This is a genomic window from Comamonas sp. B21-038 (assembly GCF_022387135.1).
In the GTDB taxonomy this organism is placed as follows: domain Bacteria; phylum Pseudomonadota; class Gammaproteobacteria; order Burkholderiales; family Burkholderiaceae_C; genus Comamonas; species Comamonas sediminis.
This window is the reverse complement of the sequence record NZ_CP092462.1, coordinates 1,759,222-1,774,602: the sequence shown is the minus strand read 5'-3', so window position 1 is coordinate 1,774,602 and position 15,381 is coordinate 1,759,222. Positions and strand designations below refer to the sequence as shown.

Genomic DNA, 15,381 nt, shown 5'->3' with positions numbered 1-15,381 from the left:
GGCGCCTTGTTGGCGTAATCAGCGCTGGAAGGCGCAGAGCCGACTCAGCGGCCGCTTTTGCGCGCGGACCCGGGTTTCCTGGTCTGGCCAGGCTTGCCCGCAGCAGCGCGCACGCCCGCGCGGGGTGGCAAGCCGCTGTGCTGGGTCAGCAGCTGACCGGGCTTGGGCTGCGCAGTGCGGAAACGCACATCCCCCTTGGGCTCTTGCTGCTCTTGCGGGCGGCGCGGCGCCATCGCCACGGCCTTGCCCTCCTTGTTGGTGGTGTAGCCCAGGCCGGTGCCACTCTTGGAAGCGGTACTGTTCTTCTTGCGCGCACTCTGGTAGCTGCCGTCGACCAGCGGCTGGAAGGTCGGGATCAGGTGCTGCTTGCCGTTGCCGATCAGGTCCGAGCGGCCCATGGTCTTGAGCGCTTCGCGCAACAGCGGCCAGTTATTGGGATCGTGGTAGCGCAGAAAAGCCTTGTGCAGCCGGCGGCGCTTTTCGCCGCGCACGATGTCCACGCGCTCCTCGGCCTCGTCCCGCATCTGGCGGCGCACCTTGGTGAGCGTATTGCGGCCACTGTGGTACATCGCGGTGGCGGTGGCCATCGGGCTGGGGTAGAAGGTCTGCACCTGGTCGGCGCGGAAGCCATTCTTCTTCAGCCAGATCGCCAGGTTCATCATGTCTTCATCACTGGTGCCCGGGTGGGCGGCAATGAAGTAGGGAATCAGAAACTGCTTCTTGCCCGCCTCTTCGCTGAACTTTTCGAACAGCTGCTTGAAGCGGTCATAGCTGCCAATGCCCGGCTTCATCATCTTATTGAGCGGGCCGGCCTCGGTATGCTCAGGTGCGATCTTCAGGTAGCCGCCCACATGGTGCTGCACCAGCTCCTTGATGTATTCGGGCGACTTGACGGCCAGGTCGTAGCGCAGACCCGAGCCGATCAGGATCTTCTTGATGCCGGGCAGCTTGCGCGCGCGGCGGTAGATCTTGATCAGCGGACCGTGGTCGGTGTGCAGGTTCGGGCAGATGCCGGGGAACACGCAGCTGGGCTTGCGGCAGGCCGCCTCGATCTGCGGGCTCTTGCAGCCCAGGCGGTACATGTTGGCCGTGGGCCCACCCAGGTCGGAGATGGTGCCGGTGAAGCCCTTGACCTTGTCGCGAATCTCTTCGAGTTCCTGGATGATGGAGTCTTCTGAACGGCTCTGGATGATGCGGCCTTCATGCTCCGTGATCGAGCAGAAGGTGCAGCCGCCAAAGCAGCCGCGCATGATGTTGACCGAGGTGCGGATCATCTCCCACGCAGGGATCTTGGTCGCCCCTTCGTGGCTGCCGGTCTCATCGGCATAGGCCGGGTGCGGGCTGCGCGCATAGGGCAGGCCAAACACCCAGTCCATTTCGGCGGTGGTCAGCGGGATGGGCGGCGGGTTCATCCACACATCGCGGGCCGTGGTGCCCTCCCCATGGGCCTGCACCAGTGCCCGGGCGTTGCCAGGGTTGGTTTCCAGGTGCAGCACGCGGTTGGCGTGGGCGTAGAGAATCGGGTCGCTCTTGACCTCTTCAAAGCTGGGCAGGCGCAGCACGGTACGGTCGCGCGCCGGCATTTTGGATTTGTGACGCAGCGACAGGTTGGGCACAAACTGCAGCGGCTGCACATTCGACAGCGTTGGCGCGCCTGGGCTGGCAGCGCCTGCAGCGGTGCCGCAAGCGGTTGCGGCAGGCGCTGCATCAGCACCCTGCTTTTCCGCATCCTCCTTCGCGCAGCTCTGGCCTTGGGCCTCCGCCTGCTCGCTGGTGGTCATGTACGGGTTGATGTGGGGCTCGACCTCACCGGGCTCGTCGACGGTGGTGGAATCCACCTCGAACCAGCCCTCTTCCGACGCGCGGCGGAAAAACGAGGTGCCGCGCACATCGGTGATGTTCTCCACGGGCTCCCGCGCAGCGATGCGGTGGGCCACTTCGACCAGCGCACGTTCGGCATTGCCATAGAGCAGGATGTCGCACTTGCTGTCCACCACGATGGAGCGGCGCACCTTGTCGCTCCAGTAGTCGTAGTGGGCAATGCGCCGCAGCGAGCCTTCGATACCGCCCAGAACAATGGGCACATCCTTGTAGGCTTCACGGCAGCGCTGGCTGTAGACGATGGCCGCGCGGTCGGGGCGCTTGCCACCCACGTCGCCAGGGGTGTAGGCGTCGTCGGAGCGGATCTTGCGGTCAGCCGTATAACGGTTGATCATCGAGTCCATGTTGCCCGCCGTCACGCCCCAGAACAGATTGGGCTTGCCCAGGGCCTTAAAGGCATCGGCACTGTGCCAATCGGGCTGTGCAATGATGCCGACACGAAAGCCCTGGGCTTCCAGCACACGGCCGATGACGGCCATGCCAAAGCTCGGGTGGTCCACATACGCGTCGCCGGTGACCAGGATGATGTCGCAGCTGTCCCAGCCCAGCTGGTCCATCTCGGCACGGCTCATCGGCAGAAATGGCGCCGGGCCAAAGCGCTTGGCCCAGTACGGCTTGTAGCTGGTCAGCGGCTTGGCAGCACGTTCAAAAAAAGAGACATCAATCGGGGCAGACATGGGCAACAACAGTCGTGGAGTAATGCACGCGGGGCTCGGTGCCAGCGGTGGCAGGGTCCGATATTCTAAAAAAATAGCCCGTAGCGCGCATTTGTACGGGTATTGATGCTATGTATTTGGAAGCATCTACGGCGCAAAGCCCTAGCTCGGACCAGGGCGGTCAAGGGATTGCAGCGCAGCTCCAGGCCGGGGCCATCGCCGGCCCCTGGCTGGCGGGGCCATGGCCTCAAGGGCCTGAGCTGCAAAAACCGCATTTTTTTGCGCTGCATCAAATAGCCCGCCATTGTCGCATGGCTAGGCATTGCACCGCAAACAAAAAAGGCAGCCCAAGCTGCCTATCGCGTTAATGCGATGCGAGTTTCGTCAGTCAACCGGTACCGGAATCTGGCGCTCTTGTTCAGCGCCTTACCACTCGCCACCTTCGCGAACGCGTTGGGCCAGGTCCACGTAGCTGCCATCGTCGTTGGCACTGGGGGTAGTGAGCAGTGCTGCCAGCACCTCCGTCACATAGGCGGGCGTCTCCAAACCTGCACGTCCGAACCCATGGTTGTTCAAGGAATCCAAATTGGTTTGCAGTTGGTGTTGCATGATCGCTCCCGGGTAATGTGTCAGTCGGTGGTATGAAATGGTTCTTGGAAAAATCGGGGTAGACTTCGCGCCTGGCTGCGCCTGAGGTCTCCACTGCGGTCAGCCACTCCATCACTGGAGCGCTCCCGCCATTGAAACAATGATATGTGTCTAACGCATGACATCTAGGCGACGTTGACGCATCACAGTGTAAGCAAACGTCTTCTCCACGCAACGCATGCCCTACACCCTGGCCCAGGCCGTTCATAGCGAACTGGTCATCAAGAAAAGCCGCTTCATCGGCTGCGTCCAACCGGTGCAGGACCGCGCACAGGCGCTGGTCATCGTTCAAGGTCTGCGCGAGCAGCACCCCGGTGCCAACCATGTCTGCTGGGCGCTGATGGCGGGCGGGCAGTCTGCCGCCGTTGATGATGGCGAGCCCAGCGGCACCGCCGGCCGGCCCATGCTGGATGTTCTGCGCCACCAGCAGATCGAAGGCGCGCTGGCCACCGTGGTGCGCTATTTTGGCGGCGTCAAGCTGGGTGCTGGCGGCCTCGTCCGCGCCTACACCGATGCCATTGCCCAGGCCATGTTGAAGGCCGAAAAAATCGAGCGCCAGGCCATGACCCGTTTGCAATGCCGATTGCCCTATGCGCTTGAAGGCGGTCTGCGGCGCGAGGTCAGCAGCGCCCATGCGCAGTTGCTCCACGTGAGCCATGGTGACGATGTGCTGGCAGAGATCGAGCTGGTCGCGTCGCAGGTGCCCGATTTTGTAGCCCGGATGAATGAACTCGGCCAGGGACGCCTGGTTTGGATCGACGAGCCGGCCTGAATCCCGGCTGTCGACGTGCGTGCGGCATGGTCCCCCGCTTCGATGTAAAAGAATAATTCATTCCCGCCGCCAGACAGGCCAGCACTTTTCAGTGCCGTTATCATCAAATGCGACCGGGATGCGCTAGCGGGTAGCGCATGGAAATAGTGAGAGTAACTATGGCGATTCATTTATGGGATTACGCACCTGACGCGCTGGAGGTATCGATGAGTGAGCTGCTGGTGGCCACGGCCGAAGGCGCCGATGACCTGATCGACCAGAACGTGAAAGAGGTGCTGCACGGGCTGCGCGAGCATCTGAAGATGGATGTGATCTTTGTCTCCGAGATCCGCAACGGCCAGCGCACTTTCAAGCATGTGGACCACAGCGCCGACAAGGCCTTGATCGAGACCGGTGGTGGCTCCTCACTGGAGCAATCGTTCTGCCAATGCGTGCTGGATGGCCGCCTGCCGCCGCTGGTGCACGATGCCGCCCAATACACAGAGTCCGCGAAACTCCCAGCCACGCCCTTCCGCGTCGGCGCCCATTTGAGTACCCCCATCATCCTTGCCGATGGCCAGATCTACGGCACGCTGTGCTGCTTCAGCACCGAGCCCGATCCTTCGCTGCGCGATACCGATCTGCAAAAGCTGGCTGTCGTGGCCAAGCACACCGCCAAGCGCATCGATGTGCGCCGCGAGACGGAGCGTGAGGCGGAACTGGAAAAATGGAAGCTGCAGCCGTTAGAGGAGAAAAAGCAAGGCTGGCAGTTCCCAGACAAGAAGGGAAACTAGGCTGCACACCTGGCTGTAGCCTATGCGGCAGTGCGCAGGTGGGCGCAGCTGCTTATCACGCTACAATGCATCGATTCGCGGGTGTCGTTCAGTGGTAGGACTCTTGCTTCCCAAGCAAATAATGTGGGTTCGATTCCCATCACCCGCTCCAGACAAAACAAAACGCGCCTTGTGAGGCGCGTTTTTCATGGGCAGCTGCTGCGGCGATCAGTGGGTATGCAAACCACCGTTGACCGAGAACTCCGCACCGGTCGCATAACCGCCATCCTCCGATGCCAACCAGGCAATGATCGCAGCGATCTCGGTCGGTTCGCCCAGGCGCTTCATCGGAATGGTGCCGACGATCTTCTCCAGCACATCGGGGCGGATGGCCTTGACCATGTCGGTACCGATATAGCCGGGGCTGACCGTGTTGACGGTGACACCCTTGCCAGCGAGTTCCTGGGCCAAAGCCATCGAGAAACCATGCATGCCTGCTTTGGCGGCAGAGTAATTGGTCTGGCCCGCCTGGCCCTTGGCGCCGTTGACGGAGCTGATGTTGACGATGCGGCCCCAGCCCTTTTCCACCATGTCGGCGACGACCTGCTTGGTCACATTGAACATGGAGTTCAGGTTGGTTTCGATCACCGCTTGCCAGTCCTCTGGCGTCATCTTGATGAACATGCGGTCCCGGGTGATGCCGGCATTGTTCACCAGCACATCGATGCTGCCATGTTCAGCCTTGGTCTTGCTGAAGGCTTCCACCGTAGACTCCCAGTTGCCGACATTGCCAACAGAAGCGTGGAACTCATAGCCCAGCGCCTTTTGCTCACCGAGCCATTTCTGGAAATCGCGCGTGGGCCCGCAGCCCGCAATGACCTTGAATCCATCCTTGTGCAAGCGCTGGCAAATGGCCGTCCCAATGCCTCCCATACCGCCGGTTACGTAGGCCACTTTTTGACTCATTCACATCTCCTTGGTTCTGCTTGACATGCTTGTGCACTAGCACTGTAACCAAGAAACCGAGCACCGGAACGCTCGTTTACGCCAAGCGAACAAATTCTTGCAGTACCTATAAATTTCGGTGATTTCCAAAGAGCATTGCAACAGAAACGCGCCAGTTCCGTGCGCGGTTTTGCGCGTTTGCGCGCTCCATCATCGGAAACCCTATCACGAGGCACACCACCATAGTCAGGTATTCTGGCGTTGTCCGGCTCGGTTCCCGACGCTCAGCGTGATCGTTGGGCCACGCGGATCGCCATCGCCTTTGCTGGAGCAAAGAAAAACCGCCTCGAGAGGCGGTTGGTCATGACGCGCAGGGGCGAAAGGTCAGGCGCGTTCGACTGCCAGTGCCACGCCCATGCCGCCACCAATACACAAGCCAGCGATGCCGCGCTTGGAGCCACGTCGCTTCATCTCATGGAGCAAGGTTACCAAGATGCGCGCACCGGATGCACCGATGGGGTGGCCGATGGCAATCGCGCCTCCGTTGACGTTGACCTTGCTGGTGTCCAGACCCAACTCCTGGTTGACTGCACAGGCCTGGGCTGCGAAAGCTTCATTGAGCTCGAACAGGTCGACCTCTTCGGCCTTCCAGCCGGTCTTGGCCAGCACCTTGCGCACCGCATGCATGGGTCCCATGCCCATGATCTTGGGGTCCAGGCCGACGGTGGCAAAGCCGGCGATGCGGGCCAGCGGCTCGGCACCCAGTTCCTGGGCCTTTTTGGCGCTGGCAATCACCAGGGCGGCGGCGCCATCGTTGAGGCCGGACGCATTACCGGCAGTGACCGAGCCGGCCTTGTCAAAAGCAGGCTTCAAACTGGCCAAGGCCTCGCCATTGGTCTTGCGGTTGATGTATTCATCGGCCTTGAAGGCCACCGGGTCACCCTTGCGCTGCGGAATTTGCACGGTGACGATTTCTTCATCGAACTTGCCCGCGTCCTGCGCGGCGGCGGCCTTTTGCTGGCTGGCCAGTGCAAAGGCGTCCTGCTTGTCGCGGTCGATATGGAATTCCTTGGCCACGTTCTCGGCAGTGATGCCCATGTGGTACTGGTTGTACACGTCCCAGAGGCCGTCAACGATCATCGTGTCGGTCATCTTCCAGTCGCCCATGCGCTGACCGTCACGCGAACCGTTGAGCACGTGGGGCGAGAGGCTCATGTTTTCCTGGCCACCGGCCACCACGATCTCGGCATCCCCCTGGCCGATGGCCTGGGCCGCCAGCATCACCGACTTCAGCCCGGAGCCGCAGACCGCGTTGATGGTCAGCGCCGGGGTCTTTTTGTCCACACCGGCCTTGATCATCGCCTGGCGCGCCGGGTTCTGGCCCACGCCGGCGGCCAGGACCTGGCCCATGATGACTTCATCGACCTGGTCCGCTGCCACGTTGGCGCGTGCCAGCGCTTCCTGGATGACGGTGGCACCCAGGTCCGTCGCCGGCACCTTGGCCAGCGAGCCACCAAACTTACCCACTGCCGTGCGGACGGCGGAAATGATGACGATGTCTTCCATGATTCTTCCTTTTCAAAATGGCACGGATGCCGTTGTCTCTCACGGCGCCTGCGGTGCTAATTATTGCACTGCAGCATTTGAATGGCCACCCCGCAATGGCAATCGGGTGGTGAGAGCCCTGTGCGTTGGATGCTCAGGCTTTGGCTTGCACATAGCTTCCGGGCGCAGGCTCCAGTTCGCGGTACTCGGTGCGCGCGCGGCCATAGTTTTTGGGCGCCGCCACTTTCTTGCCGCCGTGCTGCGCTAGCCACTGGCTCCAGTCCGTCCACCAGCTGCCGGGCAGTTCGTCAGCGCCATCGATCCAGGCGTCGATATCGGCAGGCAACTGGCCATCGTCGCGCAGCCAGTGGCTGCGCTTGTTCTTGGCCGGCGGGTTGATGACACCGGCGATATGGCCCGACGCGCCCATGACAAAGCGCTTGTCGCCCCCGAGCACCTGGGTGGATGCGTAGGCCGCGCCAATCGGCACGATGTGGTCCTCACGCGAGCCGTAGATGTAGATCGGCATGTCGATCTTGCCGACATCGAGCTTTTCGCCGCAGACGCTGAGCGCACCGGGCTGCACCAGTTTGTTTTCCAGGTAGAAATTGCGCAGGTACCAGGCGTAGTAAGGCCCAGGCAAGTTGGTGCAATCGCTGTTCCAGTACAGCAGATCGAAAGGCGGCGGCGTCTCACCCTTGAGGTAGTTGCCCACCACATAGTTCCACACCAGGTCCACCGGGCGCAGAAAGCTGAAAGTCGAAGCCAGCTCCTGGCCGGGCATCAGGCCATTCTGGCCCATGGTCAGCTCGCGGAACTTGACGAAGTTCTCATCGATGAACACGTCGAGAATGCCGGTGTCGTTGAAATCCACCAACGTGGTGAGCAAGGTGGCACTGGCCACCGAATCATCGCCGCGCGCAGCCAGCACCGCCAGTGCGTTGACGAGCATGGTGCCGCCCACGCAAAAGCCCAGAGTGTTGATCTGCGGCTTGCCGGAGATGGCCTTGACCACCTCGATCGCTTCCAGCACGGCGCTGCCGATGTAGTCGTCCCAGCCCTTGCCGCCCAGGCTGGCATCCGGGTTGCGCCAACTGACCACAAAGGTACGTTGGCCCTGGGCCACGCTGTAGCGGATCAGCGAATTGTCGGGCTGCAGATCGAGGATGTAGTACTTGTTGATGCAGGGCGGCACAAACAGCATTGGCCGCTCATAGACCTGGGTGGTCAGCGGCTTGTATTCGATGAGCTGGAACAGCTCGTTCTGAAAGACCACGGCCCCTTCGCTGGTGGCCACATTGTGCCCCACTTCAAACAGCGACTCGTCGGTCATCGAGACATGGCCCTGGCGCATATCGGCCAGCATGTTCTGCAGGCCCTGGGCAATGCTCTGGCCCTGGGTGTCCAACGCCTTTTTCTGCGCTTCGGCATTGAAGGCCAGAAAGTTGCTGGGCGCCGTGGCCGCCAGCCACTGCTCTACCCCAAAGCGGACCCGGGCCCGGGTTTTCTCGTCGCCTTGCACGGCATCGACCATGTCCATCATGGTTTTGGCATGCAGCGCATAGCTGGCGGCGGTGAAGCTGGAGACCGGATTTTGCTGCCAGGCCTCGCCGGCAAAGCGCCGGTCCTTGGGCAGGGCCACCTCACCCTTGGCGCCTTCGGTCCACAGCGCCAACGCAGCTTGGGCGTATTGCGCCTGGATGGCCTGGAGCTTTTCCATGTCAAAGCTGACCGGTGGCGTGCCGCCCGGCAGGGCCCCCAGCCCCGGCAGCCCGGCACTGAGGCCCTTGGGTGCGCCGACGGCATTGAAAGGAGATGCCATGGTCTGCAAGGACTGCATGCGCTCCATCCATTGCTGGGTCATCTGGCTGAGTTGCTGGAGCTGGTCACTGCCCAGTCCCCAATACGGTTGCTGCGTCATCGTCGTCTCCCTGAACAGGCGCCACGCTGCGCGTAGGCGTCTGTGCATCTTAGGCGCAAAAAATGGCAGCCGTGTGCTGGAGGGGGGCAAGTTCGGGTAAATTCCAGGGCATGTACCTGATAGCGATAGCCTGGCTTTATGTGGTGGTGCTGATGGCTGTGGTTGAAGCGGCCAGCCCGCATGGCAGCCTGCTGGGCGCCTTTTTCACGTTGCTGCTGTATGGCGCACTGCCGCTGGGCTTGCTGCTGTTCATTGCCGGCACGCCCGCGCGGCGCCGCATGCGCCACTGCGCGGAAGCCGAGGCGCAACAGGCCCCTCCTCCACCGCCGCCCAGCGCGCCTTAGTGGGCGGAATGCCGCAGCCGCAGACTGCTGAACACCCCCGACATGGCGGCAAAGCCTGCCGCCAGGTACAGCGCCACCGTCGTGCCATGGCCGCTGGCCACCGGCCACAAGGTGAAGATGATGGCCACCAGCACAGCGCCCAGCGATTGCCCGGTCAGCCGTGCGGTGCCCAGCATGCCGCTGGCAGCGCCGGCGCGAGCCAGCGGAGCCGAGGTCACGATGGTGTGGTTGTTGGGCGACTGGAACAGCCCAAAGCCCAGGCCGCACAAGGCCATGCGCCAACCGATGTTCAGATCGCTCGGGTCCACCGGCAGCAGCGCCAGGCTCAGCAGGCCCAGCGCCAGAATCGCCATGCCGATGCCGCCCAGCAGACCGTCTTGCACCCGGCCAATCAGCCGGCCAGCCAACGGTGCCACCACCACGATGGCGACCGACCAGGCCGTCATCAGCATGCCCGCCGCAAAATGGCTGCGCTGCAGCGCATCCAGCAGCAAGAAAGGCAGTGCGATAAAGGACAGCATCTGCGCGGCAAATGCGCCAATCGATGCGCCCATCGACAGCACAAAAACTGGAATGCGCAGCAAGTCCAGCGGCAGCAGAGGCAGGCTCAGCTTGCGCTGGCGCAGCACATACCAGGCGCCCAGCAGCAAGCCCAGGCCCAGCATGAGCCAGCCCGATGCGGCAGAACCACCCGACTGCACGTCATGGCGTGCGCCGATGCGCTCGGCGCCCAGGAACACCAGCGAGAACATCGCAAAATTCAGCACCACATCAATCGGCGTCAGCTTGGCATGAGGCGCATCCAGCAACTGCTGCGGGTTGCGGGGCAAGGCCTTGCGGCCCAGCCACAAGGTCAGAATGCCCAGCGGCACATTGATGGCAAACAGCCAGGGCCAGCTGGCCACCGACAGAATCAGCGCCGCAACGCCGGGGCCGGCCACCGATGAAATCGCGACAACCAGCGAGTTGAGCGCCATGCCCTTGCCCAGCTTGGCAGCTGGGTAGGTCAAGCGCACCAGTGCGGCGTTGACGGCCATCACCCCGGCCGCGCCCATGCCTTGCAGGCCACGCGCCGCAATCAGCAGCCACAGCGATTGGGCCAGCATGGCCACGGCGGATGCCAGGGTAAAACAGACAAGACCCACCAGGTAGACCTTGCGGTAGCCAATGCGCTCGCCCAGCGCAGCCAAGGGCAGCAGCAGGCCCAGGGTGCCCAGCTGGTAGGCATTGATGATCCAGATCGCCTCGGCGGGCGATGCCTGCAACTCCTTGGCGACCGTGGGCAGCGCCAGGTTCATGATGCTGCCATCGAGGACGGCCACAATCAGGCCCAGCACGATGACCAGCATTGCCAGACGGCGCTCCGGCATCGGCAGGCCCTGGTTCAGCGAGGCCGGTTGCATGCCGGCCTCAGCCATGGCGAATCATCCCCATTTGGGGGTGCTTGCTTGTCATACAGCGGCGCTTTCCACGGCCTGGCTCTTGCCCGGGTAAAGCATGGTCAGGTGGGCAATGCCATCTTCCAGATAAGGCTCGGAGACAACCTCGAATCCGCAGCCTTCGTAGAACTTTTGCAAATAGGCCTGCGCGCCAATACGGATGGCCGAACCGGGCCAGAGGCGGTCCGTCTCCGCCATCGCGTGGCGCATCAGCTCCCAGCCAGCGCCGGTGCCGCGCATGGCCTGCATGACGGCTACGCGGCCAATCGAAGGCTCTGCATAGGCCAGGCCCGGGGGCAGCACCCGGACATAGGCTTGCAGCACGCCTTGCGCATCACGCCCCAGCAGGTGCCAGGCGTCCTGGTCCTTGTAGTCCAGGTCCTGGAAGGCGACCTGCTCGGCAATGAAGACCTGGCAGCGCACATGCAGCAGGTCATACAGCTGCTGCAGAGTGAGGGCCGAAAAGGGCTGGAAGGACCAGCTCAGCTGGTCTACCGTCGAAGAAGGCTTTGGCATGTTCTGTCCATCTATCAAAGGCCTGGGGACAGTGGCCACAGGCCCAGCTGCGCTAGAGCGCAGCATTGCGCAAGCGCGAGAATCAGTCCGTCTTGATCTGCTTTTTGGCCGCCTGCAAGGACTGCACGACCTCCGGCATCACATATTTGAAGGTACCCGTGGCGTGGCTGCACAACGCGCCCTGCTCGTCATACAGCCAGGCCTCACAAAAGGCCATGCGGCTGCTGCGCGAGAGCAGCTTGCCCTTGGCCACCAACGCGCCTTTGGCCGGCGCCATGAAGCTGGTCTTCATCTCGATCGTGACTGCGCCGCTGCCAGGGATGGCACTGCGCGCCGCATGGGCCATCGTCACATCAAGCAAGGTCATCGAGGCCCCGCCATGCGTCACCTCATAGCTGTTGAGGTGTTCGGGCCGGGCCTGGTAATGCAGTTCCGCCTCGCCGTTCTCCCAGCGGTGCAAGCTAAAGCCCAGGTGATTGACAAAGGGGATTTCGACTTCAAAGGGCAGCACAGCACAGGCTCCAGCAACAGGCAAGCGTGGAGCATACCGCTTTTGCGCGCCATCCTGGGGCAAACCCTGACATACAAGCGACAGCCCGTCGGGCAATACGCCCGCTGCCGCATTAGAGCGCGGCGATAGCGACCCCGCCGCGCAACCGCTGCTGCACCACGCCGGCCATGCCTGCCGGGGCCTGGGCCAGCAAGGCGGGCCAGCTGCTCTGCGCCTGCCGCACCACCTCCTTGAGCAGGCTGATATGGCGCGGCACCCGCAGAAGACCGGCGGTCTTCAGCAGTGCCGCCACATCGTCCCAGCGCAGCGCCCGCATGCTGCTGTCAATGACCTTGTTGACGGCGTACTGCTGCGGCGCCGAGCCCTCAAAGAAGGCGGCGACGCAGACACAGTCGTAGACCGGCGCCAGGCGCGGCCGCCGCCCATCGGGGTACACGAGCGCCCAGTTCTTCAGGTGGGCGTCGGTGTTGCCCATCAGGATGGCCGCCACGGTACGGGCCAGGAACTCGCGCGTGTCGGCCACCGGCTGGGGGCTGAGGCGATCGAGAACGCGCAGCATCGTCGGCCAGTCCTGCTGCAGGCCCTTGCCATACTTGTGGCGTGGTGCATAACCCAGGGCCTGGTTGAACTCCTCCATGTGCACACGGGAGCCGTCGGGCAGGTGGTCAAAGCGCTGCACGGCCAAGATCTCGTCAAACGGCAGGTGTTCGGGCAGATCGGCCTGGGCGCGGCTGATGATCTGCGCGTCAGCCGTCGTCAGCCCCACGGCCTGGCACAGCTGGTAGCAGCTGTACTCGTTGGCGACCAGATCGGGATGCTGGGTGCTGGGGAGCTTCAGGATCACGCTGCCGGCCGCGCCCCGGCGGCGCACCGTGTAGCGCCGGCCGTCTTGCACCGCGCTGAACTTGGTGACGATGCCCGGCAGCGATGCGGCATCGGCCACCGGAAACTCCACAAAACCGGGTTCGAGCACATCCAGGCCTTGCGAGGTATGCCAGTGGCGCACAACGTCCGGGATGGCTTCGTCGCGCGGCACCGGCTCCACTTCCAGCGCGCCCATCAGGTCGTGGCCGGCAGCGGCCAGCAGTTCAAACTCATCATCGGGCGAGCAGCCCCGCTCAGCGGCCAGGCGCTGGCGGTTATGGCCCTCGGGCAACAGGTTCTGAAAGTAGACCGGCCAGCGCCCATCGGTACGCACGAGCCGAGCGTCACGCGCGGCACGCAGGATGCGCTGGGTGTCGGCTTCGCTGGCACCCTGGTAGCTGAGCGACAACAAGGGCCGCTGGGGGTCGGCGATATAGCTGTCCTCGAACGAGACCCGCAAGATATCGCCGTATTGGGACAGATAACCAATCGCCCGCCGCCCGCCGCCCATGCTGTCAGGCAGATGCATGTACAGACGCAGGTAGCGGATGGAAGTGCTCATTGCGTGCCCCGCTTGCGCTCAGACAGGCCTCAGGGCTGGCGGCCCGCCAGGCTGTCCACCACCGAAGGGGGCGCTTCCGCACCGGTGGGCTGCCCTAAAAACTTGCCGCCCGCCTGGATAAAGGCCTGCAGCGCGGGCAGCAGATCCGCCGGCACGGCCACCAGCTGCATGCCCAGCACCCGGGCCATCTCGGCCACCGTCGAGTAGCGCGGGTCCACATCACCCGTTTCGGTGCGCTGCACCGCCATGCGCGACAGCCCCGCCTGCTCGGCCAGTTGGGCCTGGGTCAGTTGCTGGGCTTTACGGGCTGCCACCAAGGTGGCCATCAAAGGGGTAGTCATGCTGCATATTCTACTCTTTATTGAATAAATGAGTAGATTAGACAGCATACCAGGCACATTGAATATGCGAGAAGCACCCATTGTTAAAACCGGGTACTTTAAATATCAACCGCCTCAGATGCCCGCACCTAGGCCACCCAAATGCAAGCGGCAAAACGGCCGGTGCCTCCGGTCGGCGATCCATCACGGCGGTGCGAGAAGAAGCGCTCTGGGTTGGCGACGGTGCACCAGTCCTGGCTGCCGTTATTGCCAAACAGCTGGGCCAGGCCCAAGCGCTGCAGCCGGTGGCGCGCCAGACCGCTCAGGTTTGCAAAAAACTTGCCCGGTTTGCCGGGGGCAAACAGCGGCCCGCAATCCGAATCTGCTTCCACAAAGGCGGCCCGCACCTCGGCCCCCACCTCAAAGGCTGGCTGGCTGATGCAAGGGCCCAGCCAGGCGATGGTCTGCGCGGCAATCTGCGCATCGCTCAGGCCCGCCTGGCCCGCTTGGAGCCTCACGCGATCGGCGTATGCCGCAAAACAGTTCTCCAGCACCCCCACGCCGCCCTGCCCCAGCAAACCGCGCCAACCGGCATGGGCGGCGCCCACCACCGGCAGCTGCTGGTGGCAGAACAACACGGGCAGGCAATCGGCCGCCATCACGGTGCAACCCAGACCCGGCACATCGCTGACACTGGCATCGGCCGGCTGTTCATTCCCGCCGCCCTCGCCCAGCACCTGCACATGGGTGCCGTGCACTTGGCGCACAAACACCGGCTGGCGAGGGGGCGCGTTGTCTGCACCGCGGCCTGCCTGCATCTCCAGTGCCTGCATAGCCTCGGCCAGCAATTGCCTGTTGTTCTGCACATGGGCGGGCACATCGCCCACATTGAAGCTCAGGTTGGTGGTGCCGAACAGGCCTTCACTGGTACCGCCCTGGCGGGTCGTGCACAGCGCAAACACGCCGGGTGGCGTGGGCCACTGGGGCAGCAGCCAGTCCGCCGGAAAACGGGAACGTTCAACGGCGCTCATGGCTGGGCATCCGGGCATACGCCGGGCTGGGCTTGTTGCACCGCATCGGTCGCGAAGGCAGTGTCATAGGCCGCCATGGTCAGCGGCAGACCATCGAGGCTGACCTTGAAGCGCTGCGCATTGAAGATCTGTGGGACCAGCGCGCAGTCGGCCATGGTCAGGCTGTCGCCCCAGCAAAAACGCGATGGCGCCAGGCCCTGCGCCTGGCGCTCGGCCGCCAGCAGCACCAGTTGGCGCTCAAAGGCCTCTAGCCCGGTGCGGCACCAGTGCTGGTACCACTGGGCTTTTTCCGCATCGCTGTGGCCCAGCTCGCCCGCCAGGTAGGCCAGCACCCGCAGGTTGTTGATCGGATGGATCTCGCAGGCCACCTGCAGCGCCAGAGCGCGGATGCGGGCACGCGCCAGCGCATCGCCTGGCAGCATCGAGGGGGTCTGCGGGTAAGTTTCGTCCAGCCACTCGATCACCGCCAGCGACTGGTTCAACCACAGTCCATCATCGGTCTCGAGCGCCGGCACCAGCGCATCGCCAACATGGCTGGCAAAGGCGGGCTCGCGGTGCTCAGCCTTGACCAGGTGCACCGGCAGGTAGTCATAAGCCAGGCCCTTGGCCTGCATCGCAATGCGCACCCGGTAGGAGGCAGAGGAGCGGAAATAATTGTGCAGCTTCATGGCAAC

General features: G+C 63.2%; 15 protein-coding genes and 1 tRNA gene. 4 read left to right on the top strand and 12 right to left on the bottom strand.

The genetic code is table 11. The features are described 5' to 3' along the window. Window positions 1-44: 44 nt before the first annotated feature. Window positions 45-2,558 carry a YgiQ family radical SAM protein gene (locus MJ205_RS08005; protein ID WP_239811961.1) on the bottom strand — a complete coding sequence of 838 codons (2,514 nt, stop codon included), beginning with the start codon at window positions 2,556-2,558 and terminating at the stop codon, window positions 45-47. A 405-nt stretch (window positions 2,559-2,963) separates the two neighbouring features. Further along, a complete protein-coding gene (locus tag MJ205_RS08000) occupies window positions 2,964-3,146 on the bottom strand; it encodes a hypothetical protein (RefSeq protein WP_239811960.1) in 183 nt (60 codons plus the stop codon). Between the two features lie 217 nt (window positions 3,147-3,363). On the opposite strand from MJ205_RS08000, the gene MJ205_RS07995 reads away from it, so the two are divergent. From MJ205_RS07995 to MJ205_RS07985, 3 genes are all read left to right on the top strand, one after another. Continuing rightward, window positions 3,364-3,957: an IMPACT family protein gene (locus MJ205_RS07995; RefSeq protein ID WP_239811959.1), complete on the top strand. Its 594-nt coding sequence runs from the start codon at window positions 3,364-3,366 to the stop codon at window positions 3,955-3,957. A gap of 158 nt (window positions 3,958-4,115) precedes the next feature. Beyond that, window positions 4,116-4,730, top strand: a complete 615-nt coding sequence (locus MJ205_RS07990) for a GAF domain-containing protein (RefSeq protein WP_239811958.1) — start codon at window positions 4,116-4,118, stop codon at window positions 4,728-4,730. A gap of 77 nt (window positions 4,731-4,807) precedes the next feature. Then, window positions 4,808-4,881, top strand: a tRNA-Gly gene (locus tag MJ205_RS07985). 56 nt (window positions 4,882-4,937) lie between these two features. Here the strand turns inward: MJ205_RS07985 and phbB are convergent. The 3 genes from phbB to MJ205_RS07970 all read right to left on the bottom strand — a co-directional run bounded on the left by phbB (window position 4,938) and on the right by MJ205_RS07970 (window position 9,120). Further along, a complete protein-coding gene (gene phbB, locus MJ205_RS07980; RefSeq protein WP_230777286.1) occupies window positions 4,938-5,675 on the bottom strand; it encodes an acetoacetyl-CoA reductase in 738 nt (245 codons plus the stop codon). Between the two features lie 363 nt (window positions 5,676-6,038). Beyond that, entirely contained in the window at window positions 6,039-7,220 is a 1,182-nt protein-coding gene (locus tag MJ205_RS07975; RefSeq protein ID WP_239811957.1) for an acetyl-CoA C-acetyltransferase, read from the bottom strand. A gap of 133 nt (window positions 7,221-7,353) precedes the next feature. Further along, complete coding sequence (locus MJ205_RS07970) at window positions 7,354-9,120, bottom strand: PHA/PHB synthase family protein (protein ID WP_239811956.1); 1,767 nt, start codon at window positions 9,118-9,120, stop codon at window positions 7,354-7,356. A 110-nt stretch (window positions 9,121-9,230) separates the two neighbouring features. On the opposite strand from MJ205_RS07970, the gene MJ205_RS07965 reads away from it, so the two are divergent. After that, window positions 9,231-9,464: a hypothetical protein gene (locus MJ205_RS07965; protein ID WP_239812847.1), complete on the top strand. Its 234-nt coding sequence runs from the start codon at window positions 9,231-9,233 to the stop codon at window positions 9,462-9,464. Here the strand turns inward: MJ205_RS07965 and MJ205_RS07960 are convergent. From MJ205_RS07960 to maiA, 7 genes are all read right to left on the bottom strand, one after another. After that, window positions 9,461-10,882, bottom strand: a complete 1,422-nt coding sequence (locus MJ205_RS07960) for an MFS transporter (protein ID WP_239811955.1) — start codon at window positions 10,880-10,882, stop codon at window positions 9,461-9,463. The two genes, MJ205_RS07965 and MJ205_RS07960, sit on opposite strands and share 4 nt — an antisense overlap. A 33-nt stretch (window positions 10,883-10,915) precedes the next feature. After that, a complete protein-coding gene (locus MJ205_RS07955; protein ID WP_239811954.1) occupies window positions 10,916-11,419 on the bottom strand; it encodes a GNAT family N-acetyltransferase in 504 nt (167 codons plus the stop codon). A gap of 82 nt (window positions 11,420-11,501) precedes the next feature. After that, complete coding sequence (locus tag MJ205_RS07950) at window positions 11,502-11,930, bottom strand: PaaI family thioesterase (RefSeq protein ID WP_239811953.1); 429 nt, start codon at window positions 11,928-11,930, stop codon at window positions 11,502-11,504. A gap of 112 nt (window positions 11,931-12,042) precedes the next feature. After that, window positions 12,043-13,356, bottom strand: a complete 1,314-nt coding sequence (locus tag MJ205_RS07945; RefSeq protein WP_239811952.1) for a type II toxin-antitoxin system HipA family toxin — start codon at window positions 13,354-13,356, stop codon at window positions 12,043-12,045. A gap of 29 nt (window positions 13,357-13,385) precedes the next feature. After that, a complete protein-coding gene (locus MJ205_RS07940) occupies window positions 13,386-13,697 on the bottom strand; it encodes a helix-turn-helix transcriptional regulator (RefSeq protein WP_239811951.1) in 312 nt (103 codons plus the stop codon). 128 nt (window positions 13,698-13,825) lie between these two features. Continuing rightward, window positions 13,826-14,707 (bottom strand): polyphenol oxidase family protein, encoded by an 882-nt coding sequence (locus MJ205_RS07935; RefSeq protein WP_239811950.1) that lies wholly within the window; start codon window positions 14,705-14,707, stop codon window positions 13,826-13,828. After that, complete coding sequence (maiA, locus tag MJ205_RS07930) at window positions 14,704-15,375, bottom strand: maleylacetoacetate isomerase (RefSeq protein ID WP_239811949.1); 672 nt, start codon at window positions 15,373-15,375, stop codon at window positions 14,704-14,706. The genes MJ205_RS07935 and maiA overlap by 4 nt, the downstream gene beginning before the upstream one ends. Between the last annotated feature and the right edge of the window lie 6 nt (window positions 15,376-15,381).